A 26,587-nucleotide genomic window follows, 5' to 3' on the forward strand; every position below is an offset into this window, starting at 1 on the left:
CAGCCGCCAGAGGCTCCCCCGGTCCGGCTCGTGGCGACGCGCGAACGCATTCTGGCTGCGCCACGGCTCTTTCGACGCCCGAATACCCTGGGCGTCGGCGTCTTTCCCCGTCGCGGAACAAGCAACGCGTCGCGGGAGAACGCACTAGCCGCGGGAAATCCGGACCATCTCCTCGCGGGGAACCACCTTAATGCGTTCCCGAACAACGCCGTTGGCGTCGCTGGAAGCGGACCACTGCGCACCGAGAGCACGTTCATGGGAGTCAAGGTTGTTCCAGCCTTCCCAGGTGGTGTACTCGATCCCGCGCGCCTCAAGGAGGTCGATGATCGCCTGGGGGTCCGGGTTTTGCGCCGGCGGCAGGCTCAGCCGGTCCTCCAGCAGAAAGCCGACAGTTTCCAGCGCGTCGCCCTTGGTGTGGCCGATCAGGCCCACAGGCCCGCGTTTGATCCACCCTGTCGCGTAGATGCCCGGGACGGGATTGCCCTCGGCGTCGAGCACCCGGCCGCCCTCGTTGGGGATGACACCGCGGCGGGCATCATATTCCAACTCATCCAGCGGCGAGCCGTGGTAGCCGATGGCGCGGTAGACCGCCTGGACCGGGTAGTCCAGGTATTCCCCCGTGCCTTTGACGTTGCCGGTGCCGTCCAGCTGCATCCGCTCAAATTTGATGCCGGTAACCGTGCCGGGGCGGTCGGCGTCGCCGGCTGTTCCCAGGACGGCCACCGGGTTGTGCAGGAAGTGCAGGTGCAAACGGCGCGAGGAAGGATGCTCCGCTTCGGCGTGCTCCTCGACGAGCCAGTTCGTCAGGGTGTTGACCATGGTGCGGATCTGGTTGTTGCTGCGGATCGCCTCGTCCGAGGCTTCGTCGAATTCGAAGTCTTCCGGATACAGGACGATGTCGACGTCCCGGGCGTGGGAGAGTTCGCGCAGCTCCAGCGGCGTGAACTTGATCTGCGCCGGTCCGCGGCGCCCAAACACGTGCACGTCCGTGACCGGGGAGTTCTTCAGCGCCTGATAGACGTTGTCCGGGATTTCTGTCACCTGCAACTCGTCGGCGTGCTTGACCAGCATGCGGGCCACGTCAAGGGCCACGTTGCCGTTCCCGATCACCGCAATCTCCTTGGCCTCCAGCGGCCAGTCACGCGGCACGTCGGGATGCCCGTCGTACCAGGAGACGAAGTCGGCCCCGCCAAAGGATCCCTCGAGGTTGATGCCCGGGATCTCCAGGTCAGCATCCTTGATGGCTCCGGTGGAGAAAATCACGGCGTCGTAGAACGCGCGGAAGTCGTGCAGGGTCAGGTCGCGGCCGTAGGTGACGTTGCCAAGGAAGCGGATGTCGCCGCGGTCCAGGACCTTGTGCAGGGCGTTGACGATCCCCTTGATCCGGGGGTGGTCCGGGGCCACGCCGTACCGGATCAGGCCGTACGGGGCGGGGTAGGCCTCAAAGAGGTCGATGCTGACGTCGAAGTCGCCGTCCTTGACTTCGTTGGACTTGGTCAGGATATCCGCGGCGTAGACGCCGGCCGGTCCGGCGCCGACAATCGCAACGCGGAGCGGACGTCTGGACGGTCTGTGAGGCGAAGTTTTGGCTGAGGTGGACACCGGTTGCCCTTCTGAGTCTTAGCGGCGGCGCCAGCACTTGCAGCGCACAGTTCCCCATTCTAAATGTCCGCGGGAAGCTATGGGTCCCCACGTGGCGGACATCGCAGGCATCCTTTCCGGCCGCAGGCCGCCTCCGAACCGATAGGCAGGAATAGCGACCCGGCCGGTGGTGTTATTGACCGTGTGCCTACACCCGACGGATCCCTCCCCTCCCCAACCGCGCTGACCACACCGGGCGCCCCGGCCCCGGGCGGAAGCACCTCGCAGCGTCCGACGGCGGCCCTGAAAGCGGTGGACGCAGACACGACGGCGGGAATCGTCTTCGGGATCGGCGCGTACGGCCTGTGGGGGCTGATGCCCCTGTACTTCTTTGTGCTGCAACCGGCCGGGGCGGTTGAAATTGTAGCCAACCGGGTCTTGTGGTCGCTCATTTTCTGCATCCTGCTGATCACCGTCACCCGATCCTGGCGGGTCCTCGGTGCCGCCTTCCGGAACCGGACGCTGATCGTTCCCTTGATGATCGCGGCGGTCCTGATCGCGGTGAACTGGCTGACCTATGTTTACGGTGTGACCACCGGACAGGCTGTAGAAGCGTCTCTGGGATATTTCATTAATCCCCTTGTCTCGGTCCTTCTTGGGGTGGTGGCGCTGAAGGAGAAGTTGCGTCCGCTGCAGTGGGCCGCCGTCGGAATCGGTTTCATCGCCGTGGGGGTCCTCACGGTGTCCTACGGCAAACTTCCGTGGATCGCCCTGACGCTTGCGTTCAGCTTTGGCCTCTACGGCTTCGTCAAGAAGCGCGTCGGCCCGCGCGTTGATGCGATCACCAGCCTCTCGGTCGAGACAATCGTGCTGGCGCCGGTGGCTGCCGCCGCGATGGTGGTCCTGGCCCTGACCGGCGCCGCAACACTGACCGTGAACGGCGCCGGGCACTTCTGGCTCCTCGCGGCGTCGGGAATTATCACCGCTGTGCCGCTTCTGTTCTTTGGCGCCTCGGCCCGGCGGTTGCCGATGACCACGATCGGCCTGCTGCAGTACTTCGCCCCCGTGCTGCAGTTCATTGTGGCCCTGGCCGTATTCCACGAACCGATGACAGCCGACCGCTGGATTGGTTTCGGCGTTGTCTGGCTGGCGTTGCTGGTGCTCACGGTGGACATGCTGCTGGCCACCCGGAAGAACTCGGTCATGCGCAAACGGGCCCGCGCCGCCGCCTGAGACCGGCCCAGGCGGCGGGACGCGCACGCTCCGGCGCTCAGTCCCGGGGGCTGGTGTTGATCCGCTCGTAGTCGCGCGGCACCACCACCATGGGGACCGGCAGCGCCAGGAGCACCTTGTGGGCGGTGCTGCCGATGAACAGTTTGTTCTTCTCTGCCAGACGGGAGGAGCCCACAATGAGGATTTCGCCCTCGTCCCAGTCGAGGTCATCGATCGCTTCCTCGATGCTGCGCCCGTGGGCTACTTCGACGCTCACGTGGTGCCCGGCCGGGAGCCGCTGCGCGGCGTCGGTCAGGACGGTATTGGCGTGAACGTGGGCCGCGTTGGTGATTTCACCGCTGTCACCCTCGACGTCGAGTTCCAGAAGGGACACCAGCCGCAGCGGGACCCCGCGGCGCTCGGCGGAATCGATGGCGACGTCGATCGCTGCCTCCGCGCCGGTGCGCTGGCCCACTGCGAGGGTCAGCCGGGTGATTGGCTCCGTCCTCCGGTAGCCCCGCGGGGCCAGTGCCACCGGAACCGGCGAGGCGTGGAGCAGGGCGTTCGCGGCGCTGCCGATGGTGTACCGCTTGAACAGCCCTGAACTGGCGGCGCCCACGACGATCAGGCCGGCTTTGTATTCCACCGCCGCATCGATGAGGCCTGCGGCGTGCGAGTCGGCCTGGCGGACGTGGAACCGGGCTTCGATGTCCTTGGGGATGAGGGACAGCCCCTCCCGCTCCGCGCTGAGCACTTCCTGCTCGGCGGCGCTGACTCGGCTTCCCTCCGGGTTCATCGCGACGTAGGGGGTTTTCCGGCCCACGACGTAGACCAGATCAAGGTGTGCGCCCTGGGCGCGGGCCATGGCGGAGGCCAGGGCAACGGCGTCGGCGCCGCGGTCGCTGGGGGTGTAGCCAACTACGTATCGCATGTATGAACCCCTTATGGGTCTGGGGCAGAAGCCGGCCTTGCTCCGGGGATCCCGGGCGCCGTCGGCCGGTCTGCGTTCCTGCAGTGGTAGGAACGACTCTAGCCCAGCAGGGCGTGGAATTGGCCGTGACGGGTCGTGACTTTCGGCCCTGAACAGGGCGATCGCCCGCGCCTACGCTTGCAGGGTCTAGGGAGCAGATCATGAGCGCAATGAGCGGCGTAAAGATCCACGTCAGTGCACGGAACGCCGGGGTGGGGATGCTGGCCCTGCTGCTGGCCCTCACCGCCTGTACGCCCTCCACCCCACAACCCGGCGGAACCAGCCAGCCTGCTGCCTCTCCCGCCTCTTCTTCGGCCGCCCCTTCCACGACGTCGGCCCCTTCAGCGTCCGCCACCGTCCCGGCCGACTCCGACGGAACCGCACCACCGCAATCGGGCGACAAGGTGATCTCCTCCAAAATCGTCCTGGACTGGACCTGGCCGGGCCCGGGGAACCCGTTCAAGGCCACGCATGAGAACCCGGTCCCGATTTCTCCGCCGCCGGCCGCACCCCTGCCCACGCTGTACGCGATCGGAGCCGGGAAGCACCCGGCGGACACGCCGCCCTACGACCAGCTGAGCTTCCGGTTCCAGGGCGGGTTCCCGGGCTACGACATCGAGTTTGTGCCCGAACTGATCGCCGATGGCAGCGGCCTGCCGGTTCCCATGCCGGGCACCGGGGCCATCCTCAAGGTGGCGTTCCGCGGCGCCCAGGCGCACACGGCGGACGGCACCGCCAGCACAATCACCAGCACTCCCGCCCCGGCCATCGGCTACCCGGCCCTGACCAGCTACGCCGCGGCCGGGGACTTCGAGGGCATCCTCAGCTACGGGATCGGCGTCGGCCGGCCGGTGGGCACGGTACCGCAGACCAAGATGCGGGTTTACGAGGTCGAGAAGATCGAGGCGGGCCGGCACCTCTACGTGGTCGCGGTCCAGCTCGACACCACGCCCTGGAAATAGCCCAGGAAATAGCCCTGGAAATAGCAGGTCAACGCAGCAGGACGCGGCGGCGCCACTTAACGCAGGAGAGCCACGGACGGCGGTCCGCGGCTCTCCTGCGTGTTTCAGATGTGGCTGGCCTGTCAGCTAATCTCAGGCGTTGGCCTTGATGGCCGCGGCCAGGACCTGGAGGCCATCCAGCAGCAGCTCGTCGCTGATGACCAGCGGCGGGAGCAGCCGGATGACGTTGCCGTAGGTGCCGCAGGTGAGGATGATGACGCCCTCTTTGAGGCACGCGGCAGCGACGGCCTTGGTCAGCTCCGGGTTCGGCTCCTTGGAACCGGCCTGGACCAGTTCGATCGCGAGCATGGCTCCGCGGCCACGGACGTCCCCGATGACGGGTTCTTCAGCGGCGAGTTCGCGCAGCTTGCCAAGGGCGAGTTCCTCGATGTGGCGGGCACGGGCGTTGAGGTCGTACTGCTCCATCGAGCCGATGGCGGCCAGCGCCGCGGCGCAGGCCACCGGGTTGCCGCCGTAAGTGCCGCCCAGACCGCCGGGGTGGACGGCGTCGAGCAGGTCGGCGCGGCCGGTGATGGCGGAGAGCGGCAAGCCGCCGGCGATTCCCTTGGCCATGGTGACGATGTCCGGGATGACACCCTCGTGGTTCACGGCGAACCATTCACCGGTGCGGCAGAAGCCGGACTGCACTTCGTCGGCGATGAAGACGATGCCTTTGTCCTTGGCCCAGGCAGCCAGGGCCGGCAGGAATCCCTCGGCGGGGACGATGAAGCCGCCCTCGCCCTGGATGGGTTCGATGATGATCGCGGCAACCGACTCGCCGCCGATCTGCTTCTCGATCATGGTGATGGCGCGCTTGGCGGCCTCGGCCCCGGTGATCTCCGGGTTTTCCTCGCGGAACGGGTAGCTCATCGGCATCCGGTAGACCTCCGGGGCGAACGGGCCGAAGTTGGTCTTGTACGGCATGGCCTTGGCGGTCAGCGCCATGGTCAGGTTGGTCCGGCCGTGGTACGCGTGGTCGAAGGCGACGACGGCGTCACGGCCGGTGGCGAGCCGGGCCACTTTGACGGCGTTTTCCACGGCTTCGGCGCCGGAGTTGAACAGCACCGTGCGCTTCTCGTGGTCGCCGGGGGTCAGCCGGTTCAGCTGCTCGGCGACGGCGACATAGCCTTCGTAGGGCGTGACCATGAAGCAGGTGTGGGTGAAGTGCTCCACCGCTTCCTTGACCGCGCCGACGACGGCGGGGTCGGACGCGCCGACGGAAGTCACGGCGATGCCGGCGCCGAGGTCGATGAACGAGTTGCCGTCGACGTCGTGGATGATGCCGCCGTCGGCGTCGGCGACATAGACGGGAACGCTGGACGCGACGCCGGCGGCGACGACGGCCTTGCGGCGCTCGGTCAGCGCGATGGACTTCGGTCCCGGGAAATCGGCCGTAATCCGGCGCTTCTGCTCGAGACGGTAGGTGATGTCATGGGCGGTGGTGGTCATGGGAATACCTTTCTAAGCGGGGAGGGGGCTGCTACGCGTCGAGCGCGCTCATGACGTGCTTGATCCGGGTGTAGTCCTCCACGCCATACATGGACAGGTCCTTGCCGTAGCCGGACTGCTTGAAGCCTCCGTGCGGCATCTCGGCGGTCAGGAGAATGTGCGTGTTGATCCAGACGGCGCCGAAGTCCAGGTCCCGGCTCAGGCGCATCGCGGTGCCGTGGTTGGTGGTCCAGACGCTGGAGGCGAGGGCGTAGTCGACGTCGTTGGCCAGTTCCACGGCTTCTTCCTCGGTGCTGAACTTCTGCACCGTGATGACCGGGCCGAAGGTTTCCTTCTGCACGATGTCATCGCTTTGCTTGGCGCCGCTGACAATGGTGGGTTCGAAGAAGAACCCCCTCTCCCCGGCCTGGTGGCCGCCGGTCTCGATCCGGCAGTTCGCCGGAAGCGACTCCACCAGGGACTTGACCTGGTTGAAGTGGTTGACGTTGTTCAGCGGGCCGAAGTAGTTGTCCTCGTCGTTCTGCGAACCGGTGCGCAGCGTTTCAGTGTGCTCCACAAGGGCTTCGACGAGGGCGTCGTAGGCGGTGTCCTGGACCAGCACCCGGGCGATCGCGGTGCAGTCCTGGCCAGCGTTGAAGAAGGCGAACTCGGCGATGGCCGCGGCGCTCTTCTTGATGTCGGCGTCGGCGAACACCACGGCGGGGGCCTTGCCGCCGAGCTCCAGGTGGGCGCGCTTGAGGCCCTTTGCGGCGCCGGAGGCGACGGCGATGCCGGCCCGGACCGAGCCGGTGATGGAGACAAGGCCCGGAACCTTGTGGTCCACCATCATGGCGCCGGTCTCGCCGGTGCCGAGGACGACGTTGAGCACGCCGGCCGGGAAGATGCCGCCGGCGAGGCGGGCCAGGACCAGCGTGGATTCCGGAGTGGTGTCCGAGGGCTTGAGAACGATGGTGTTGCCCGCGGCCAGGGCCGGGCCGATCTTCCAGATGGCCATCAGGAACGGGTAGTTCCAGGGGGCCACCTGTGCGACGACCCCGATCGGTTCGCGCCGGACGTAGGAGGTGTGGCCCTCGAAGTACTCTCCGGCGGACTTGCCCTCCAGGATCCGGGCGGCGCCGGCGAAGAAGCGCAGCTGGTCGGCCCCGGCAGCCACTTCCTCGGAGGCGATCAGCGAGCGCACCTGGCCGGTGTTCCGGTGCTGGGCCTCGACGAGTTCATCGCTGTTGGCCTCGACGGCGTCGGCGAGCTTGAGCAGCATCAGCTGGCGCTGCGCCGGCGTGGTGTGTTTCCAGCTTTTGAAGGCGTCCTTCGCGGCGGTCATGGCGGCGTCGACGTCGGCCTGCACCGAAACGGGCGACTGCGCAACGACGTCGCCGGTGGCGGGGTTCACGATCTCCAGAACGGCGGTTCCGGCGGGAGTGACGAACTCGCCGTTGATGAAGTTTTGCAAGGTTTGAACCACGGTGTACAACCTCTTTCGCGCTGAAAAGGACCCAATGAGACTGCACCGAGCCTATGCCAGCCGGTCAAGCGCGGGGAATAGCCACCTGCACACCGGCTGCGCGTCGTTTTAGTGCGCTTGACCAGCCCCCGCCGTTATCCTGATGGCATGGCCATTTCACTCGCTGCCCTGCTGGGGGTAGCGTCCCTCAAGCTCACCAAGGCCGGCCTTGCCGAGACCACGTGGCACCAGGACATTCTCTGGGTGGCCGTCACAGAACAGGAGGACCCGCAGCGGTTCCTGAACGGCGGGGAACTGATCCTCACCACCGGGATGCGGCTCAAAAGCGCCCCCGAACAGCGGCGCTTCGTCCGCCAGGTCCAGCGCGCCGGGGCGGTGGGAATTGGATTCGGGGTCGGGTTGACGCACGACGGCGTGCCGCCGGCACTTCTTGCCGAGGCCAACCGTTGGGGACTGCCGGTAGTGGAGGTCCCGTACGAGACGCCCTTTATCGCGATCGGCAAGCTCGTCGCTGACGCCCAGTCAACGGACCACTTCACCAAGCTGGAACGGCTCATCGCCGGGCACCAGATCCTGGCCCGCGCACTCCTCACCGGCGGCGGCCTCGCCGAGCTTCTCAAGCACCTCGGCTCCATGCTGCGGACGGAGATCGTACTGACCCAGTTCACCGCCCAGCTCTACAGCAGCCTCCCCGGCCATCCGGCGCCCACCACCGAGGACTGGGTATCTTTCCCCATTCCCACCGGCCGCCGCGATGCGTGCACCCTGTGGGTGAAGCAGCCCTTCGAGGACTCGGGGATAGTGGGCTACGCCCAGAACCTGATCAGCGTGGAGCTCAACAACATGGTCAAACAGCGGCAGGCCCAGCGGACCCTGGCCGGTCAGGTCCTGGAGGACGTCATCCACGGAACCCTGGAGGCCAGCGAGTCCGCCCGGCGGCTCGCCGGCATCGGCATCACCAGCACCCGCAGGAACGTGGTCCTGCTGGCTGAATCCGGTGCACATGCCAAGCAGCTGGAGACCTCCTCCCTGCCGCAGCCGCTCGATCATGCGGTGACCGCCGTCGTCGGGAAGGACCTTGTAGCGGTAGTCCCCGACGACGGCAACGGCGCCGGCGCGCTTGCCCGGAGTCTGAGCGATCACTTGGCCGAGGCCGGGATCCACGCCACGATCGGAATTGGCGGCGCCTATACAAAGCCGAACGGACTGCGCTGGAGCTATTTCGAGGCCCGCGAGGCGGCAAGCCACGGACTGCCCGTGAACGAACCCGAACGGCTGAGCCTGACTTCGCTGCTGCTGGCCAGTGAGGACGTGCCGCTGGCGGATATGGCGAACGAGTCGCTCAATCCGCTCCGGACCTTTGACGCCACCCATGGAGCCGAGCTGCTCACGACGCTTGAGAGCTATTTGAACAACAACGGCTCCGTCGCCGCCGTGGCCGAAGAACTCACCCTGCACCGGAACACGGTCCGCTACCGCCTGGCCCAAGTCACCGAACTCACCGGCTACGACCCCGCCCAGACCTCGGACCGGGTCCAGCTCTGGCTGGCGCTCGCCGTGCAGCGCCTGAGTGCCCGGCACCCGCACTGACGTGAACCTTGGTGGCGGAGACATGCGCCACTAAAGGTCGGGCCGCAAACGTCAAACGTCTAACGTTTAGGGATGGCTAGCAGCACGGCGACGTCCGCCCTTCCCGAAACAGAACCACCCGCCGTCGTGCGCACACCCCGCGGCGTCGTCGTTGCCGGCGTCGTCGCGATCGTGCTGATCGGCCTCAACCTGCGCGCCGGCATCACCGGGGCCTCCGCACTCCTGCATGACCTGCAGGCCGTGCTGGGGTACGGGCCCCTCATCGCCGCCATCATCCCCTCCATTCCCACACTGTGCTTCGCGGTGGCCGGTGCCGCGACATCGTGGCTCACCCGGGTCCTGGGGCTGGAGAAAGCGATCCTGCTCTCCCTGGTGCTGCTCGCGGCCGGGTTGCTGGTCCGCGGCATTCCGTCCACGGGCATGCTGCTGGCAGGCACCGTCATCGGGATGTCCGGGCTGGCTATCTGCAACGTGGCCATGCCGTCCTTCATCAGGGTGCACTTCGCCGACCGGACGTCGCTGATGACCGCCCTGTACACCGTGACCATGACCACGGGCGCCACGGTGGTCGCGGTGCTGATCGTTCCCGTCGCCCAGCAGCTCGGCTCCCCCTCCGCCGGGGTGGGTGCGATCGGCTTCCTGGCCCTCGGCGCTTGCCTCGGATTCCTGCCCATCGCCCTGCATGCCCACCGGAACGCCCCCGCCGTCAAGGCCGGCAGGGTGTCCCCCTGGCCGTTGCTGCGGACCCGCGCCGGCCTGCTGATCACCCTCGGGTTCACCGTCCAGGCCCTGCTGGCATATTCGGTCCTGAGCTGGTTCCCTTACATGCTGGTCACCCTGGGCCTCTCCGCTTCCGAAAGCGGCCTGATGTTTGGCCTGATGCAGCTCGTCTCCGTCCCGGCCGGCATGGTGCTGGTCGCGATCGGCTCACGCCCGCGGAGGCAACGCACCGCCTTTTACCTGGCCACACTGACCATGGCTGCGGGCGTCCTGGCAATGCTGGTCCTGCCGGCCGCGTGGGCGCCGCTGATGGCGGTGCTGCTTGGTCTCGGGCTGGGCATCTTCCCGCTGGTCATGGTGATGATCAGCCGCAGCGGCCGCACCACCGCCGAAACCACGGCAATGTCCACCGTCGCGCAATCCGCCGGCTACCTGCTGGCAACGCTCGGCCCGTTCGGCATGGGGCTGCTGCACAGTGCCACGGACGCCTGGACCCTGCCGTTGCTCCTGCTGCTGGCCGTGGCCGTGGGCCAGATCGCCGTCGGCCATCTGTTGACTGCCAGGCCTCCAGCCGCCGCCCCGGCAGCGGCCCGGGCAGGCCGGTGATTAACACCGCTGCGCCGCACCGGCCGCCCCTGGTGGAGGAGGTCACCGCCACGCTGCGTGAGCTGATCCACTCCGGCACCTGGCCGATGCAGGAGCGGATCCCGGCCGAACCCGAACTTATGGCCATGCTGGGCGTCTCGCGGGGCACCCTGCGCGAGGCCGTCAAAGCCCTCGCCCACAGCGGCATGTTGGAGGTCCGGCGCGGCGACGGCACCTATGTCCGCGCCACCAGCGAGATCTCCGGCACCGCCCAGCGCCTGTACCGGGACCACTCGCAGGTCCACATCCTTGAGGTCCGCGTTGGCTTGGACACCCAGTCGGCCCGGCTTGCCGCCCGCCACGCCACCGCCCTCGACATCGAGGCGATGCGCGGCCTGCTGGCGGAACGCCGTCTGGCGTGGGAGGCCGGGGACCATGCCGGCTGGGCCCGGGCGGACTGGGGCTTCCATGCGTCCGTGGCGCAGGCCTCGGGCAATCCGCTGCTGCACGAGCTCTACTCCAGCTTCGGCACCCTCTTCCATGCAGACCTGCTCCGCCGGCAGCAGCGGGGCGGCTTCAATGGGCTCCCGCCCGAAGGCCACGACCAGCTCGTGGACGCCATCGCCGAACGCAACGAACTGGCCGCCGTCGACAGCGTGCAGCGGAACCTGAACTCCTGCGCGGAATGGCTGCAGCGCTAACCCGCCAGGACACAACAAAGGCCTCCGCTCCGGGACGGAAGTTCCGGAGCGGAGGCCTTTGAGGTTGCTGGACTCTTCAGCGAGTCAGCGTTCCTGCACAGGTTTAGCGCTTGAGGCCCTTCAGGACGTTCTTGGGACGCTGCATTTCACCGTGCTTGGCGCCGAGGACGATGACCCAGCCGGCAAAGACCGGAATGGCCCACTGCAGGATTTTCAGCTGCTGCTGCGCCGAGCGGAGCTCGTCGGAGGCGCCGGGCTTGGGCTCGGTGGCACCCGCGCCGCCCTGGCCGGCCAGCTTGTCCACTTTGGCGCCCTGCAGACCCGCGTACAGGCTCACGCCGGCACCTGCCAGGGTAACGATGGACTTATAGATGCTGAGGCGGGTAACGCCGTCCTGCTTGGCCATGCGGCCTTTGTTTTCCCACATGATGGCGAGCCCGGACACCAGGTGCGCACCGAATGCCGCGGTCTGGTACGGGGCCCACTTCTTCCAGCCAAGGCTGGAAAGCCGCGTGCGTTCGGCCGGATCTTTCGCTTCTGCGCTCGCACCGTTCAGTCCGATGGCACCCATCAGCGAGCCGCCGAACCAGGCGCCTGCCGTCAGGTCGTGGATGGATCGGGCAACAAGATTACCTGCCATGGTGAGCTTCCTATCGTCAAAGGTCGAATCCGAAACTGTTGCGGCCAGCGAGGCCACGTCCAACTATAGTAAGCACACTTACGAAAAAGGTGATAGTCCACAATCAGCCCCCGGCCTTCCGTAGAATCGTTGCCATGGAAATTTCGGGGCCCGGGAGCCCGCCTTTCGCGGCGGCTGAGAGCAGCAACCGCAGCCTCGGCGCGTCCCTCGGGGAGGCCGCCGGCGGTGCAGCGGACGCCGCGGAGGCGGTGTCCAACACCGCGGCGCTCGACGTCGTCGCCCGGTCCGGCTTCGCAGTCATGGCGCTGCTGCATGTTGTGATCGGGGGGATCGCCGTAGCGCTGGTTCTTGGCGCCCCGGGCCAGGCGGATCCCACCGGCGCGATCGAACAGCTTGCGGCCAACCCCTGGGGGCCGGCCGTGATGTGGGCCGGCTTCACCGCGTGCGCGGGGCTCGCCCTGTGGCAGCTGAGCGAGGCGACCCTGCGGGCCCGGCACCTGGCGCGCCGGCAACGGCTCGGCAAGCTTGCGTCCTCCGGGTTCCTCAGCATTGGCTACGGCAGCGTGGGGCTCAGCTTCGCGGGTTTCGGGCTGGGCAACGGCGGTGACTCCGGCGACTCGACCCGGGACTTCAGCACCGCGCTGATCCGAAGCCCCTTCGGGGTCCCGGCGCTCATTGGGCTGGGACTGATCATCATGGGCATCGGGGTGTACTTCATCGTCAAAGGCGCGGGAAAGAAATTCAAGGAGGAGCTGCGCCACTTTGAGGGCACACACCGTGGCCGCCTGGTCAGCGGGCTGGGCGTGGCCGGCCACATCGCCAAAGGGGTAGCCCTGCTGCTGACGGGCTTGTTGTTTGTCATCGCTGCTGCCACGAATGATCCCGCCTCGTCCACCGGCCTGGACGGCAGCCTCAAGGCTTTGAAGGACCATCCGTGGGGTCCCGTCCTCCTCCTGGCAATAGGCGCCGGCTTCATCGCCTACGGAGCGTTCGCGCTGGTCCGGGCACGCTTCGGCCGGATGTAGCGCACTGCCGTCCCGTCAGCGCAGCGGGACCACGTCCCCCTCGCGGTAGAGCAGGGCGCGGACCTCGGATTCGGCGGAGTCCAGCCGCTTCGGGTCGATGGTGTCCCCCGCCGCAAAGTGGTCCAGGAGCCGCGGATCAACATAGCTCTTCCGGGCGATGGACGGCGTATTGCCAAGGACTTCGGACGCGTCCACCATGGCGCGGCTCACCGCGCGCTTGCGGGTGGAGACCTTGGGCTGCGGACCGCTCCGGGCCAGGCTGGCGGCCGCCGCCACCGTCCCCCTCAGGGTCCGGAAGTCCTTGGCCGTGAAGTCCTGGCCGGTGCGTTCTTTGACGTACTGGTTGATCTCGGAGCTGGACACCGGATGCCAGCGCCTGCCCGCCTTATAGGCCAACAGGCGGGCGTTGCCGCCCCGGCGCTTGAGTTGGCGCACGACGGCGGCGAGGTCGGCGTCGTGCATCCGCGACTCCCAGGTCTTCCCGCTCTTGGCGGGGAAACTGAGGCGGAGCTCGTCCTTGTGCACCTTCACGTGGGCGCAGAGCAAGGTGGCGAGGCCGTGGCTGCCGTTCTCGTTGGTGTAGCGCTCCGAGCCGACCCGCAGCGAGCCGCTGTCCAGCATCCGAAAGGCAGCGCCCAGCACCCGCTCCCGGGTGAGGCCCTCGGAACGCAGGTCGAGGGTGACGCGCCGCCGCGCCGCCGGCAATGTTTCCGCGAGCTGGAGCGAACGGTCGAACTTCAGCCGGTCCTTCCGTTCCCGCCAGCCCGGGTGGTAGATGTACTGGCGCCGGCCCACGGCGTCCACCCCGGTGGCCTGGATGTGCCCGTTGTCGAACGGGGCAATCCAGACGTCGGTCCAGGCCGGCGGAATGCCGATGCCTTCGAGCCGCTCACGCACGGGCCCCGCGGCGAGGGTGGAACCGTCCAGGTCCTTGTAGCTGAAGCCTGTCCCGGAGGCGACGCGCCGGTAGCCGCGGCCGGACGCGTTACTGCGCCGGAGCCTCACCGGCGCAGCCCTGGTGCGGGGGCCCCTGCGGGAGTCTTCGGTGCGGGGGTCGGTGGCATGCGCAGCTCATCCATAACGATAAGCCTACTGACTAAACCCCCATTTTTCGCCACCCACAAACAACGCGGGCTCAGACTTCCGCGGCCACCCCGTCGCGGGAAATCTGGACCATGGCCCCGCGCGGAACCACCTTGATGCGTTCACGGTGCATGCCGGTGCCGGCACTTGCCTGTTCCCCCAGGGACCGCTCGTGCGCGTCCAGGGCCAGCCACCCCTCCCAGCTGGTGTATTGCACGCCGCGGTTTTCCAGCAGTTCGACGACGGCCTCCGGTGCGGGGGCCGCTGCCAGCGGGAGGTTTTGGCGGTCTCCGAGAAGGTGGGTGATGGTTTCGAGGGCGTCGCCCTTGGTGTGCCCGATCAGGCCGACCGGTCCGCGCTTGATCCAGCCGGTCGCGTAAATGCCCGGCACCTGGGTGCCCGAAGCGTCCAGAACCCGGCCGCCGTCGTTCGGGACCACACCTCTGATGTGGTCAAACTCGACCTCAGGCAGCGAGGACCCGAAGTAACCAATGGCGCGGTAGACGGCCTGGACCGGGTAGGCAACAAACTCCCCGGTGCCCCGCGCGTTGCCCGTCCCGTCCAATGCTGTGCGTTCGAACCTAATGCCGGCGACCTTGCCCGGGTGCGCGGGGTCAGCTGTTGTTTCTCCAACGATCTCGACCGGGCTGTGCAGGAAGTGCAGGTGCAGGCGGCGGGAGGCGGTGAACCCGGCGGGGTCCTCGGGCTGCCCGGCGATCCAGTTGGTCAGCGTGCCCACCATGGTCTTGGTCTGGTTGTTGCTCTGGATCTGGCGGTCCGATTCGGCGTCGAACTCGAAATCCTCGGCGTAGAGGATGATGTCGACGTCCTTGGAGTGGGACAGTTCCCGCAGTTCCAGCGGGGTGAACTTCACCTGGGCCGGGCCGCGCCGGCCGAAGACGTGCACGTCGGTGACCGGGGAGGATTTCAGGCCGGCGTAGACGTTGTCCGGAATCTCGGAGACCAGGAGATCATCGGCGTGCTTGGAGAGCATGCGGGCGACGTCCAGGGCGACGTTGCCGTTGCCGATCACGGCGATCTCCCTGGCCTCCAGCGGCCAGTCGCGGGGGACGTCCGGGTGTCCGTCGTACCAGGAGACGAAGTCGGCGCCGCCGTAGGAGCCCTCGAGCTCGATGCCGGGAATGTTCAGGTCGGCGTCCTTGATGGCACCTGTGGCGAAAATGACGGCGTCGTAGTGGGTGCGGAGGTCCGCCAGGGACAGGTCGGTGCCGTAGTCCACGTTGCCGAAGAAGCGGATGTCGCCGCGGTCCAGGACCTTGTGCAGCGCGTTGACGATGCCCTTGATGCGCGGGTGGTCGGGCGCCACGCCGTAGCGGATGAGGCCGTAGGGTGCCGGGTACCGGTCGAAGAGGTCGATGCTGACGCTGAGCTCGCCGCTTTTGACGGCCTCGCTTTTGGTCAGGAGGTCCGCGGCGTAGACACCGGCGGGTCCGGAGCCAACGACGGCGATGCGCAGCGGGCGGGCGGTTCCTACGGGGGCGTTCATTGACACGGCTGTGTTCCTTTGGTTCGATCCGGTACTGCGGGTGGAGCTAGCGGGCGGGGACGCGCGGGGCGTTCGGGGAGGTGGTGCCGTAATCCGCGGTCTTGAAATGTGGCGGCGCGTACGGGCTGACGCGGACCACGTCACCGATTACGATCACGGCGGGGTTCGCGACGCCTGCAGCCTCCGCCTGGTCCGCGATGGTCCCGAGCGTTCCGATGGTCACCCGCTGGTTCGGCAGGTAGCCATTCTCTACGATGCCAACAGGCGTCCCCGCTGGCAAACCGGCGCGTCCCAGCGAGGCCGTGGAACCGCGCAACTGGCCTACGCCCATGAGCAGGATCACGGTGTGGTCTGCGCGGGCGGGGACCTCGGCGAGCTCCTCGTGGCCCGTCACCACGCTGAACCCCTTGGCGAGGCCGCGGTGCGTCACCGGGATGCCGGCGGCGGCCGGTACCGAGGTCGCCGACGTCACGCCGGAGACCACTTCGACCTCGACGCCGTGCTGCCGGCAGAACTCCGCCTCCTCGCCGCCGCGGCCCAGGACGTATGGGTCGCCGCCCTTGAGCCGGACCACCCGGTGGCCCTGCAGGGCTTCCTCGACCAGGATGCGGTTGATCTCGGCTTGCGGCACAGGGTGGTGGCCGGGGGTTTTCCCGACCTCAATGATGCGGACATCGGGCGCCAGTTCGGCCAGCAGCGCCCGCGGCCCGAGGCGGTCGGTGACGACGACGTCGGCCTGGCCCAGGAGCCTCCGGCCGCGGACTGTAATGAGCCCCGAGTCACCGGGGCCGCCGCCAACGAGGGCTACGGTGCCGGCGCCGGACTCCCCCCGGCGCCGGCGCAGCGGCAGGTCACCGGTTTCCAAGGCGGTGGCGACGGCGTCGCGCAGGGCCATGGCGCGGCGCGGGTCTCCCCCGGCGTTCACCGCTATCTTGATGTCGTCCACGACAGCGACGGCCGGCGTCCAGGCGGCGGAGGCCTCGTGGTCGGAGGCGTTGACACACCAGATGCGCTGCGCCTCGGCGTCGGCGGAAACCTGGGCGTCAACAGCCGGATTGCCGGTGGCGGTCTGAACGAACCAGGCGCCGTGGACGTCCGACGTGCGGTAGGCGCGCGGTTCCCAGGCAAGGAGCCCGGCGCCGGAAAGCCCGGTCAGGGCGGGGCAGGCCAGGGGGGCGACGACGGTGACGCGGGCGCCGGCGTCGAGCAGTCCCTTCGCACGGCGCGCGGCGACCGGTCCGCCGCCGACCACCAGCACGGGGCGGCCGAGGAGGCGCAGGGCCGTGGGGTAGATGTCCTGGATTGCCATGCATCGACGATAGGGCGGCGCCGGATGGCGGAACAACGCCGCGGAAACACCAGTTCACGCGGGGTAACGCCGCGTCACATAGGGGCCGGGCCGTCGCGGGCGGGTGCATGGCGGCATCGAGATCCTGGGTCCCCCGCCCTTCGATTAACGGCCCGGGCGCCGCCGCGTAGCACGGTGCCTAGCGGGTGCCGCCCGCGAGAAGGCCCCGGCGGCGGAGCAGCCGCTTTTCGATTGGACCGAACACCAGCAGCTCGATCAGGATGCCGACGGCGAGAATCAGCAGGATCGCGGACATCACGATGGTCATGTCAGACAGGTCACGGCCCTGGTTCAGCATGGAGCCCAGGCCAAAGCCGATGGTGCCGCCGACGGCGATGATTTCCGCTGCCATCAGGGAGCGCCAGGAGAAGGCCCAGCCTTGTTTGAGGCCGCTCAGGTACCCGGGCAGCGCGGCGGGGAGGATGATCTGGAGCGCCAGCTGCACCCGGGAGGCGCCGAGAACCGTCCCGACGCTGCGATACTGCGGCGGGATCTGGTCCACGCCGGAGATCAGCCCGTTGATGATCGATGGGATGGCGCCCATGAACACCACGAAGTACACGGTGGCGTCGGTGAGGCCGAACCAGATAATGGCGGCCGGCACCCAGGCCACGGAGGGCAGGACCTGCAGCCCGGAGATCAGCGGCCCGAACGCGCGGCGCAGCGGGGCGACCTGCGCCAGCACGAGTCCGATCGGCGTGGCGATGGCCGCGCTGATCAGGAATCCCGCCAGTCCGCGCTGCAGGGAGGTCCACACCGCTTCCTGCAGCTTTGCCTCCGCCCACATGTGACCGAACTGGGCCGCCACCTCCAGCGGTCCGGGCACCAGATCCTGGCGTTTGAAGCCCAGGGAGACGTACGCCTGCCAGATCAGGATGAGGACGGCGATCGCCGCCACGGGCAGCAGGATCCGGCTCCAGTCGACCCGCGCTTTGTGAGCGGCGCTGGATTGCAGCGAGTCCAGTCCGGCTTCGAGCTCGCGGAGGTCGGCCGGGCCGCCGGAGGACCTGGTCTGAGCCGCGGTGGGGAGGCCGGTTTCGCCGGCCTCCGCGAGGAACGTGGGTCTACTGGGCATGGCGGCGGATCTCCTCGCGAAGCCGGGCGGTAATGGCAGCGGTGAGCTGGCCGGCCAGGCCGGCGTCTGTGCGGTGTTCCTCGGAGACGGGCCATTCGCGCACTACGCGTCCGGGCCGGGAGGAGAGCAGCAGGACGCGCTGGCCCAGCCGGACGGCTTCACGGACATTGTGCGTGACAAAAACGATGGTCCTGCCCGTTTCCTTCCAGATCCGCTCCAGCTCATCGTGCAGCAGGTCGCGGGTGATCGCATCCAGGGCAGCGAACGGCTCGTCCATCAGGAGCAGCTGGCGGTCCTGGGCGAGTGAGCGGGCCAGCGCCACCCGCTGGCGCATACCGCCGGAAAGCTCGTGCGGGCGTTTGGCCCCCGCGCCGCCCAGATGCACCAGGTCCAGGAGGTCACCGGCCTTCGCCCGGCGCTCCGCTTTCCCCACCCCCCGCAGTTTCAGCGCGAGCTCGATGTTCTCGCGCGCGGTCAGCCAGGGGAACAGCGCCGCGTCCTGGAACATGAAGGCGGCGCCGTCGCTGGGGACCTCCAGGGCGCCCGACGTCGGTGCTTCCAGCCCCGCCATGATGTTCAGCAGCGTGGACTTGCCGCAGCCGGATGCGCCGAGCAGGGCCACGAACTCGCCCTGCCCGATGCGGGCGTTGACGTCCTCCAGCACCGGGGCGCCGTCGCCGAAGCGCTTTCCCAGATTTTCCAGTACGACTGGCATGGTTACGTCCTCACTGGTTGGCGGTGCTGGCGGCGGGAACAGGCTGGTCCTTGCCCAGCCCCTGCGCCGGGATCCTGGTCCCGGCGGAAACGCTCAGGACACTGTTCAGGGCCGTGAGGTCGAAAAGGCCGTTGATGTCCGCCTGGGTGGTGGTTCCTGCATTCACCCCGTCCCGGAGCAGCTTCGGAAAGGTACCGGCGAGAGGGTCTGCGGTGAAAACGATGTTCTGAAGCGACCGGTCGATCACGTCCGCCGGCAGCGCGGCACCGGCTGATTCCTTGAGGGCGGCGTTGAGGACCGCGGACTTCTCCGCCGCCGGGGCGGCGGTGAGCCAGTCCACGGATTCGATATGGCCCTTCAGCAGAGCCTGGACCGTGGAAGGGTGCGCGGCAGCGAACTTCTTGTTGACGATCAGAACAGTGGTGGTGAACTCGCCCTTGTCCCACAGGTCCTTTTCATCGACGAGGACTTTCGCCCCGGCCTGCAGGACGAGCCGGGAGGCCCAGGGTTCCGGGAGCCACGCGCCGTCGAGCTTGCCGTCCTGGAACAGCTTCAGGGTCTGGGCGTTGTCGGTGGGGTTGATGGCGACGTCGCCGCTGCCGTCGGTGTTGACTTTGAAGCCCTGCCTGCCCAGCCAGGCGCGGAGTGCCACGTCCTGGGTACCGCCGAGCTGCGGCGTCGCCAGCTTCTTGCCCCTGAGGTCTGCTGCCGAGGCGATCCCGGCCTTGACCACCAGCTGCGCTCCGCCGGAGGCGGCACCGGCGATGATGCTGACCGATTCGCCGTGGCTCTTGACGTAGGAGTTGATGGCCGGGTTGGGGCCGATATATGTGGCGTCGAGCGCACCGGCGTTGAGCGCCTCGATTGCGGCCGGACCGGCGTTGAAAACCTGGGTGCTGAGCTTGGTCCCGCCGAGGCTCTTGGCGATCAGGCCTTGGCTGACCCCGACGAGCGCCGGGGCGTGGGTGATGTTGCCGAAGTAGCCGAGTTTGAGTTCAGCGGCCGGGGTCTGGACACTGGCGGCCGGCACGGTGTCCTCGTTGGGAGACGCTGTCGAGGCCACGGCCGCGCCGACGCCGATCAACAGCACCAGGCCGGCTGCCAGGCTGATTTCCAGGGTGTGCTTGCGGGTGGGCCTGGCGGGTGCGCCGGCGACGATGCGGGTGGTTCCAGGCTGGCGGCCGGCGCCCGGGCCGGGGGTCGGAGGTACAGGGGTGGATGGCATGGACATTCGTTCACCATAGGGAGCGTCAGGAGCCGGGTTCAATGGCCGGGAAACCGTGGGTCACAAGGGTTCACGCGACGTCATATTCCGCGCGTTTGCGGACCTGTGACCGTTCCGCCGCGAGAGTGCGGGCTTCCGCCGGGGCGTTCAACCGAGCCCTTCGAAGATGTCAGCGAGCAACGGTTCACCGACGGTTCTGACCGGCCAGGCCATCACATAGGACTCCCGGCCGAGCACGCGCAGCTGTTGTTCCCTGGACAGGGTCCGGGCAAAAAGGACGTGCCGCTGGCTGCGGTGCTCCAGCAAGCCTGCGAGCACCTGCGCGGCCACGGACCGGGTGTCCACTTCGACTCCGATGGCTTGGTCCGGAACGGGGCGAAGGTGGTAAATCTGCCCGGGGTTCCAGGGGTCCAGCCCATGCTCGCGCCGTGCCGTGTTCCACCGAAGAAACGTTGATTCGCGCAGGCCGCCGTGCAGTAACCGTTCCATGCCCGGAACGCCCTCCTCGCGAAGCCGGGTGAAGGCCGCGTCGGTTGCCCGGCCAACCGCGATGTGGTCGGGGTGCCCTGTTATTCCGTCCGGGCCGAAGGTACACACCACCCGCGGCCGCTCCGCTCGCAGGATGGCGGAGATTCTCTCCGCGAGGTCCTCGAAAGGCACGGCTGACAGTCCTCCGTCCGGGTAGCGGAGCCATTCATGGCGCTCCGGTGGACGCCCGTGTGCCTGCCAGGCCGCTTCATCCTCTCGACGCCGGAGCTCCCCCAAAGTCTCGGTCGTGGCTTCGATCCCCGGGGCGATTTCGCCGGCTTCGCCGTCCGTCGCATGAACCAGGAGGTAGCGGAAGTTGGGATTGAGCGCATGGAGGGCCACTGTGCCCGCCATTCCGTAGGCGTCATCATCGGGGTGCGCCACGACAAGAGCGACGGACAGATCGGATTCGGGATTCATGACCCCGGTATAGCAGCGTCCAACTGGCCGATCAACGGGCAGCTCAAATGGCGTAGCGCTCGTCCTCGTGGTCGCCGGGGTGATCCCTGACGAGCCCTGCGGCCAACGTGTTGCCGTCCTGCGGGTCGATCACCAGGAACGCCCCGGCGCGGCGGTGGTGCAGGTAGTTTTCCAGTGGCAGGGCTGCTGCGAGCCGCAGCTGGGCGTGGCCGATGTCGTTGAGCGCCAGCGCCGACGCACCTTCGAGCTGGAACGTGGTCAGGTCCAGTTTCCCCGTCACGTTCCGCACCAGCGCCTGGACCGTGCGGGTGCCGTGCTTCACGAGGACCTTCTCCCCTTCCCGCAGCGGCTTCGGCGAGAGCCAGCAGAGTGCTGCGTACAGGTCAGCCGTCGACTCCGGTACGGCACCGCCGTCGGGCCCGGCCGCCGCGATTGTGTCACCGCGGGCGACGTCGAACTCGTCCGCGAGCCTCAGCGCGACGGACTGCGGGGCCGTGGCCTCGGTCAGCTTGCGCCCGGCGAAATCGATTCCGGTCACAGTGGTGCTGCGCGGAGCCTGCCCGGGGGTCAGCACGCTGACCTTGTCCCCCACCGTTACGGAACCCTCGGTGATCTGGCCGGCGTAGGCGCGGTAGTCGCGGTAGGCCTCCGCGTCCAGTCCACCGGCCACGGCGTCGGGCGCCAGGGCACCCTGCGGCCGGATTACCAGCTGCACCGGGAAGCGGAAGCTTTCCAGGTGACTTTCCAGTTCGTCGGCGGCGGGCAGCGTCTCCAGGACCTCCAGCAGGGCTGGGCCGGCGTACCAGGGCATGCGGGAGGAGCGGTCCACGACGTTGTCGCCGTCGAGCGCGGAAACGGGAATGACCAGCAAATCGGTACCCCCGCCGGCAGCTGGATCTTTCCGGCCGAGCCCGAGCTCCCGGCCCACCTGCTGTACGTGGGCCTCGATCTCCCGGAACACGGCCTCACGGAAGTCCACGAGGTCGATTTTGTTCACGGCGACCACCACGTGGGCCACCCGCAGCAGCTGCAGCACCGACAGGTGCCGGCGGGTCTGCTCCAGGACACCCTTGCGGGCATCGATCAGCACGATCACAGCATCCGCAGTGGACGCGCCGGTGACGGTGTTCTTGGTGTACTGCACGTGCCCGGGGCAATCCGCGAGGATGAAACCGCGCCGGTCCGTGGCGAAGTAGCGGTAGGCGACGTCGATGGTGATGCCTTGTTCACGCTCTGCGCGCAGGCCGTCGGTGAGCAGCGCGAGGTCAATCGCCTGAGTGCCAAGGGCGCCGGCCCCGCCGAAGCCGCGGTCCGCGGAGGTGCGGGCGACGGCGTCGAGCTGGTCGGCGAGGATCGCCTTCGAGTCGTGCAGGAGCCGGCCCACCAGGGTGGACTTGCCGTCGTCGACCGAGCCGGCCGTAGCGAACCTGAACAGTGAGGCGGAGTCCAGCCCGAGGCTGGCGGCAGCGGCGTCAGGCACAGTTGCGGTGGTGCTCATTAGAAATAGCCGTCCTTCTTGCGGTCTTCCATGGCGGCCTCGGAGATGCGGTCATCCGCCCGGGTGGCGCCACGTTCGGTGATGGTGGAGGCGGCAACTTCGATCACGACGTCGCGCACGGTCGCCGCGGCGGATTCGACGGCGCCGGTGCAGGACATGTCGCCGACGGTCCGGTAGCGGACGGTCTTGGTGATGACCTCCTCGCTCTCGCGGGGCCGGGAGACCTCGCCGACCGCGCGCCACATGCCGTCCCGGGCGAAGACTTCGCGGTCGTGGGCGTAGTACAGGCCCGGGAGGGCGATGTTTTCGCGTTCGATGTAGCGCCAGATGTCCAGTTCGGTCCAGTTGCTGATCGGAAAGGCGCGGACGTGCTGGCCGACGGTGTGGCGGCCGTTGTAGAGGTTCCACAGTTCGGGGCGCTGGTTGCGCGGATCCCACTGGCCGAATTCGTCGCGCAGGCTCAGGATGCGCTCCTTGGCCCGGGCCTTGTCCTCGTCCCGGCGCCCGCCGCCGAAAACGGCGTCGAACCTGTTGCGCTGGATAGCATCCAGCAGCGGGACGGTCTGCAGCGGGTTGCGGGTGCCGTCGGCGCGCTCCGCCAGCTCACCGGAGTCGATGAACTCCTGGACACTGCCGACGACGAGCTTCAGGCCCAGCCGCTCCACGGTCCGGTCCCGGAACTCGAGGACCTCGGGAAAGTTGTGCCCGGTGTCCACGTGCAGCACCGGGAACGGCACTTTACCCGGCCAGAACGCCTTGGTGGCCAGGTGCAGCATCACCACGGAATCCTTGCCGCCGGAGAACAGCAGCGCAGGCCTCTCAAACTCGGCAACGACCTCGCGGATGATATGGATCGCCTCGGACTCAAGGGTGTCCAGGCCGGAGAGCCTTGCCACTGATTCTCCACGCGGCTTAGACACACTCGCCCGGTCCTCGATAATGTGTGCGCTCATACGTGTAGCCCGCATTCTGTCTTGTCGGTTCCTGCCCAGCGTCCGGCGCGGGGGTCATCGCCCGGCACTACTTTGCGGGTGCAGGGCTGGCAGCCAATGGACGGGTAGCCCTGGGAAAGCAGCGGGTTGACGGGGAGGAGGTTGTCCCCGGAGTACTGGACCAGTTGGTCGAAGCTCCAGGCAGCGACGGGATTGACCTTGACCAGGCCGTTGGTTTCGTCCCAGGCCACCAGCGGGGTGCTGCTGCGGGTGGGCGCCTCGTCGCGGCGTACCCCGGTGAACCACAGTTCGTAACCGGCCAGGGTCCGGCGCAGCGGGGCAACCTTGCGCAGCGCGCAGCACGTGGCGGGATCGCGGGCGAAGAGGTCTTTGCCCAGGAGCCGGTCCTGCTGTTCCACAGTGCTCTCCGGCAGGACGTCGACGACGTTGACGCGCAGGCCCGCCGCGACCTCGCCGCGGGTCGCGTGGGTTTCCGGGAAGTGGTAGCCGGTCTGCAGGAACAGCACGTCGACGCCGGGAAGCTGGTCCGCGACCAGCGCCGGGAGGACGGCGTCGGCCATGGAGCAGGCGACGGCGACGGCGGGCAGCTCGAAGTTGCGCGCCACCCAGGCGATCACGTCGCGGGCCGGGGCGTCCCAGCCGAGCTCGGCGGCGCCGGACCCGGCGAGCGCGGTGAGCTCGCTGTGGGTGCGGAGGACGGCGTTCACTGCAGATCGTCCTCGTCGGCGGCGAAAGCCCACTCGGCGAAGGTCTGGCCGTCGGTGTGGTCGGCCACGAACTTCCGGACCACGCGCTCCACGTAGTCCGGAAGGTCGTCGGCGGTGACCTTGAGCCCGCGGACGGTCCGTCCGAGGCCTGCTTCCTCCCGACTGTCGGACGCCAGCCCGCCGCCGAGGTGCACCTGGAAACCCGGGGCGGGGTCGCCGTCGGGCGTGGGAAGCATCATGCCCTTGAGCCCGATGTCCGCAGTCTGGATCCGGGCGCAGGAGTTGGGGCAGCCGTTGATGTGCAGGGAGAGGGCCTGCGGAAGCTGCTGCGATTCGACGAGGTCGGCGAGGCGGCGTTCCAGTTCGGCAACCGCGGTGGCGGCGGTGCGTTTGGTTTCGACGATGGCGAGCTTGCAGTATTCGATGCCGGTGCAGGCGATGGTGCCGCGGCGGAACACGGACGGCCGGGCGGAGAGGCCGAGGGCGTCAAGGTCGGCCACCAGGGGCTCCACCTGGTCCCGGGGCACGTCGAGGACGACGAGTTTTTGGTGCGGGGTGGTGCGCAGCCGCTGCGAGCCGCGGGCCTCAAGTGCTTCGGCGAGCTTCACGAGCTGGCCACCGGAGAGCCGGCCGGCCAGCGGGGTGGCGCCGATGAAGAACTTGCCGTCCTTCTGTTCGTGCACGCCGACGTGGTCCCCCGGGGTGGAGGGCCTGGGGGCGGCCGGGCCGTCGTCGAGTTTGTAGCCCAGGTATTCGTCCTCGAGGACCTGGCGGAACTTTTCCGTCCCCCAGTCGGCCAGCAGGAACTTCAGCCGGGCCTTGGTGCGCATGCGCCGGTAGCCGTAGTCGCGGAAGATGCTGGTGACGCCGAGCCAGACGTCGGCGGCCTGGTCCGGACGGACAAAAGCGCCGAGGCGCTGGCCAAGCATCGGGTTGGTGGAGAGCGCGCCGCCCACCCAGAGGTCGTAGCCGGCGCCGAGGTCGGGGTGGACCAGGCCCACCAGGGCGACGTCGTTGATCTCGTGGACCACGTCCTGGCTGGGGTGGCCGGTGATGGCGGTCTTGAATTTGCGCGGCAGATTGGCCAGCTCCGGGTCGCCGATGAACCGTGCGGCGAGCTCATGGATCAGCGGTGTCGGGTCGATGATCTCGTCCTTGGCGATCCCGGCGACCGGGGAGCCGAGGATGACGCGGGGGACGTCACCGCAGGCTTCGGTGGTGGACAGGTCCACCGATTCGAGGCGGCGCCAGATTTCCGGGACGTCCTCGACCCGGATCCAGTGCAGCTGGATGTTCTGCCGGTCGGTGAGGTCGGCCGAGTCCCGGGCAAAGTCGACGGAGATCTGGCCGATGACGCGCAGCTGTTCGGTGGTGAGGGCGCCGCCGTCGATCCTGACGCGCAGCATGAAGTACTTGTCCTCGAGTTCGTGCGGTTCCAGCGTGGCGGTTTTGCCGCCGTCGATCCCGGGCTTGCGCTGGGTGTAGAGGCCCCACCAGCGGAAGCGGCCGTGCAGGTCGGTGCCGTCAATGGAATCGAAGCCGTGCTTGGCGTAGACGGACTCGATCCGCTCGCGGACATTGAGGCCGTTGTCCTCCTGCTTCCAGGTTTCGTTGCCGTTCAGCGGCGCGGTGCCGTCCACCTTCCACTGCCCGTGCGGCTTCGCGGCGGGGCGGGCGGGACGGTGAACGCGGCCTGGAGCAACCTGGTCCCGGGACGCTCCGGCTAGAGCTGTATCAGTCATGGATCGACTGTAGGGCGGGGCCTCATGCCGTTCCAACGGGTCAGAAACGCGGGGTCACCTTGGGCAACAAATCGTCATGAACCGCCGACGGCGAGGGCTGCATCGTAGCGTTCCAGCGCAATCTCGGCCAGCACCGGGGATGGCAGCAGGGCCGCCGTGACGAGGTCCGCACCGGCCTTGCCGAGCTGGTCGTGGAAGAATCCCGGGGCCAGCAGATAGGCGGCGATCACCACCCGGCCGCCTGGATCCACTGCCCCGGCGGACTCCCCCGCGCCGGCGCCGCCGGCGGCCTCCTCGCGGAGCATGGCGACAGCGTCGGGCACCGACGGCGTTGCGGACGCACCGTACGCGGCCACAATGCGGTTCGAACGCAGACCGCGGAGCTGGTCTGCGAGTTCCTCCACGTTCTGCGCGGCGGTGGGATCGGAGGACCCGGCAGCGGCGAGGACCACGGCGTCGTTGTCGGTGACCCCGGCCTCCCGCAGCCGGACGTCCAGAAGTGCCGCCAGCCGCGGGTCAGGTCCCAGCGGCGCGGCGGCGCGGGTGTCCGGCCGGCTCTTGACGGCCCGGGCGATGTCCACCTTGACGTGGTAGCCGACGCTGAGGAGCAGCGGCACGACGACGGCGGCCTCCCCCGCGGGCAGGCCCGTGACGACGCCGGGCAGCTGGGGCTCCTGGACGTCGACGTAGGCTTCGCGGACCTCCAATCCCGGCCGGAGTGCGGCGATCCCGTCCCGGAGGGCATTGACTTCAGCGGCGCCTTCGGTGCTGGAGGTGCCATGGGCGCAGGCAATCAGGATGGGGCTATTCATAGCCGTTAGCGTAACCTTGGAGCCGCCCCACCCGCCCC

23 protein-coding genes are annotated in these 26,587 nt (G+C 68.2%); 6 read left to right on the forward strand and 17 right to left on the reverse strand.

Going from position 1 to position 26,587, the window contains the following annotated elements; all coding sequences use genetic code 11:
- Positions 1–144: 144 nt before the first annotated feature.
- Positions 145–1,602: an FAD-dependent oxidoreductase gene (locus VUN84_14485; GenBank protein XAS63487.1), complete on the reverse strand. Its 1,458-nt coding sequence runs from the start codon at positions 1,600–1,602 to the stop codon at positions 145–147.
- Between the two features lie 183 nt (positions 1,603–1,785).
- Between VUN84_14485 and rarD the strand changes: the two genes are divergently transcribed.
- The gene (gene rarD / locus VUN84_14490; protein XAS63488.1) at positions 1,786–2,814 is read left to right on the forward strand and encodes an EamA family transporter RarD; all 1,029 of its coding nucleotides are present in this window, start codon (positions 1,786–1,788) and stop codon (positions 2,812–2,814) included.
- Positions 2,815–2,851: 37 nt separating this feature from the next.
- Here the strand turns inward: rarD and VUN84_14495 are convergent, their stop codons facing one another.
- Positions 2,852–3,724 (reverse strand): universal stress protein, encoded by an 873-nt coding sequence (locus VUN84_14495; protein ID XAS63489.1) that lies wholly within the window; start codon positions 3,722–3,724, stop codon positions 2,852–2,854.
- Positions 3,725–3,924: 200 nt separating this feature from the next.
- Here VUN84_14495 and VUN84_14500 point away from each other — a divergent pair, with 200 nt between their 5' ends.
- On the forward strand, positions 3,925–4,725 hold the full coding sequence (locus tag VUN84_14500) for a hypothetical protein (protein XAS63490.1): 801 nt from the start codon (positions 3,925–3,927) through the stop codon (positions 4,723–4,725).
- Positions 4,726–4,857: 132 nt separating this feature from the next.
- Here VUN84_14500 and gabT read toward each other — a convergent pair whose 3' ends face one another.
- Positions 4,858–6,213 carry a 4-aminobutyrate--2-oxoglutarate transaminase gene (gene gabT / locus VUN84_14505; GenBank protein ID XAS63491.1) on the reverse strand — a complete coding sequence of 452 codons (1,356 nt, stop codon included), beginning with the start codon at positions 6,211–6,213 and terminating at the stop codon, positions 4,858–4,860.
- A gap of 31 nt (positions 6,214–6,244) precedes the next feature.
- A complete protein-coding gene (locus tag VUN84_14510) occupies positions 6,245–7,675 on the reverse strand; it encodes a gamma-aminobutyraldehyde dehydrogenase (GenBank protein ID XAS63492.1) in 1,431 nt (476 codons plus the stop codon).
- Between the two features lie 147 nt (positions 7,676–7,822).
- Here VUN84_14510 and VUN84_14515 point away from each other — a divergent pair, with 147 nt between their 5' ends.
- The 3 genes from VUN84_14515 (at position 7,823) to VUN84_14525 (ending at position 11,271) form a co-directional block, all read left to right on the forward strand.
- Positions 7,823–9,265: a PucR family transcriptional regulator ligand-binding domain-containing protein gene (locus tag VUN84_14515; GenBank protein XAS63493.1), complete on the forward strand. Its 1,443-nt coding sequence runs from the start codon at positions 7,823–7,825 to the stop codon at positions 9,263–9,265.
- Positions 9,266–9,337: 72 nt separating this feature from the next.
- Positions 9,338–10,591: an MFS transporter gene (locus tag VUN84_14520; protein XAS63494.1), complete on the forward strand. Its 1,254-nt coding sequence runs from the start codon at positions 9,338–9,340 to the stop codon at positions 10,589–10,591.
- A complete protein-coding gene (locus VUN84_14525) occupies positions 10,591–11,271 on the forward strand; it encodes a FadR/GntR family transcriptional regulator (protein ID XAS65873.1) in 681 nt (226 codons plus the stop codon). Before VUN84_14520 ends, VUN84_14525 begins: the two co-directional genes overlap by 1 nt.
- A gap of 103 nt (positions 11,272–11,374) precedes the next feature.
- Here the strand turns inward: VUN84_14525 and VUN84_14530 are convergent, their stop codons facing one another.
- Positions 11,375–11,911, reverse strand: coding sequence for a hypothetical protein (locus VUN84_14530; protein XAS63495.1), 537 nt, complete (start codon positions 11,909–11,911; stop codon positions 11,375–11,377).
- A 134-nt stretch (positions 11,912–12,045) separates the two neighbouring features.
- Between VUN84_14530 and VUN84_14535 the strand changes: the two genes are divergently transcribed.
- Positions 12,046–12,936, forward strand: a complete 891-nt coding sequence (locus VUN84_14535) for a DUF1206 domain-containing protein (GenBank protein ID XAS63496.1) — start codon at positions 12,046–12,048, stop codon at positions 12,934–12,936.
- A 15-nt stretch (positions 12,937–12,951) separates the two neighbouring features.
- Here VUN84_14535 and VUN84_14540 read toward each other — a convergent pair whose 3' ends face one another.
- The 12 genes from VUN84_14540 to VUN84_14595 form a co-directional block, all read right to left on the reverse strand.
- On the reverse strand, positions 12,952–13,941 hold the full coding sequence (locus VUN84_14540; protein XAS63497.1) for a DNA topoisomerase IB: 990 nt from the start codon (positions 13,939–13,941) through the stop codon (positions 12,952–12,954).
- Positions 13,942–14,071: 130 nt separating this feature from the next.
- A complete protein-coding gene (locus VUN84_14545; GenBank protein ID XAS63498.1) occupies positions 14,072–15,532 on the reverse strand; it encodes an FAD-dependent oxidoreductase in 1,461 nt (486 codons plus the stop codon).
- A 40-nt stretch (positions 15,533–15,572) separates the two neighbouring features.
- Positions 15,573–16,835, reverse strand: coding sequence for a uroporphyrinogen-III C-methyltransferase (gene cobA / locus VUN84_14550; GenBank protein ID XAS63499.1), 1,263 nt, complete (start codon positions 16,833–16,835; stop codon positions 15,573–15,575).
- A 178-nt stretch (positions 16,836–17,013) separates the two neighbouring features.
- Entirely contained in the window at positions 17,014–17,949 is a 936-nt protein-coding gene (locus tag VUN84_14555) for an ABC transporter permease (protein XAS63500.1), read from the reverse strand.
- A complete protein-coding gene (locus tag VUN84_14560; GenBank protein ID XAS63501.1) occupies positions 17,939–18,664 on the reverse strand; it encodes an ABC transporter ATP-binding protein in 726 nt (241 codons plus the stop codon). Before VUN84_14560 ends, VUN84_14555 begins: the two co-directional genes overlap by 11 nt.
- Positions 18,665–18,674: 10 nt before the next feature.
- Positions 18,675–19,889, reverse strand: a complete 1,215-nt coding sequence (locus VUN84_14565) for an ABC transporter substrate-binding protein (GenBank protein XAS65874.1) — start codon at positions 19,887–19,889, stop codon at positions 18,675–18,677.
- A gap of 147 nt (positions 19,890–20,036) precedes the next feature.
- Positions 20,037–20,837: a PIG-L family deacetylase gene (locus VUN84_14570; GenBank protein XAS63502.1), complete on the reverse strand. Its 801-nt coding sequence runs from the start codon at positions 20,835–20,837 to the stop codon at positions 20,037–20,039.
- 43 nt (positions 20,838–20,880) lie between these two features.
- Positions 20,881–22,335 (reverse strand): GTP-binding protein, encoded by a 1,455-nt coding sequence (locus tag VUN84_14575; protein XAS63503.1) that lies wholly within the window; start codon positions 22,333–22,335, stop codon positions 20,881–20,883.
- Positions 22,335–23,288 (reverse strand): sulfate adenylyltransferase subunit CysD, encoded by a 954-nt coding sequence (gene cysD, locus VUN84_14580; GenBank protein ID XAS63504.1) that lies wholly within the window; start codon positions 23,286–23,288, stop codon positions 22,335–22,337. Before cysD ends, VUN84_14575 begins: the two co-directional genes overlap by 1 nt.
- On the reverse strand, positions 23,285–23,995 hold the full coding sequence (locus tag VUN84_14585) for a phosphoadenylyl-sulfate reductase (protein ID XAS63505.1): 711 nt from the start codon (positions 23,993–23,995) through the stop codon (positions 23,285–23,287). The genes cysD and VUN84_14585 overlap by 4 nt, the downstream gene beginning before the upstream one ends.
- Entirely contained in the window at positions 23,992–25,737 is a 1,746-nt protein-coding gene (locus tag VUN84_14590; protein XAS63506.1) for a nitrite/sulfite reductase, read from the reverse strand. Before VUN84_14590 ends, VUN84_14585 begins: the two co-directional genes overlap by 4 nt.
- Before the next feature lie 74 nt (positions 25,738–25,811).
- Positions 25,812–26,549 (reverse strand): CbiX/SirB N-terminal domain-containing protein, encoded by a 738-nt coding sequence (locus tag VUN84_14595; protein XAS63507.1) that lies wholly within the window; start codon positions 26,547–26,549, stop codon positions 25,812–25,814.
- Between the last annotated feature and the right edge of the window lie 38 nt (positions 26,550–26,587).

It is taken from the genome of Micrococcaceae bacterium Sec5.8 (genome assembly GCA_039636775.1).
Lineage (GTDB): Bacteria > Actinomycetota > Actinomycetes > Actinomycetales > Micrococcaceae > Arthrobacter.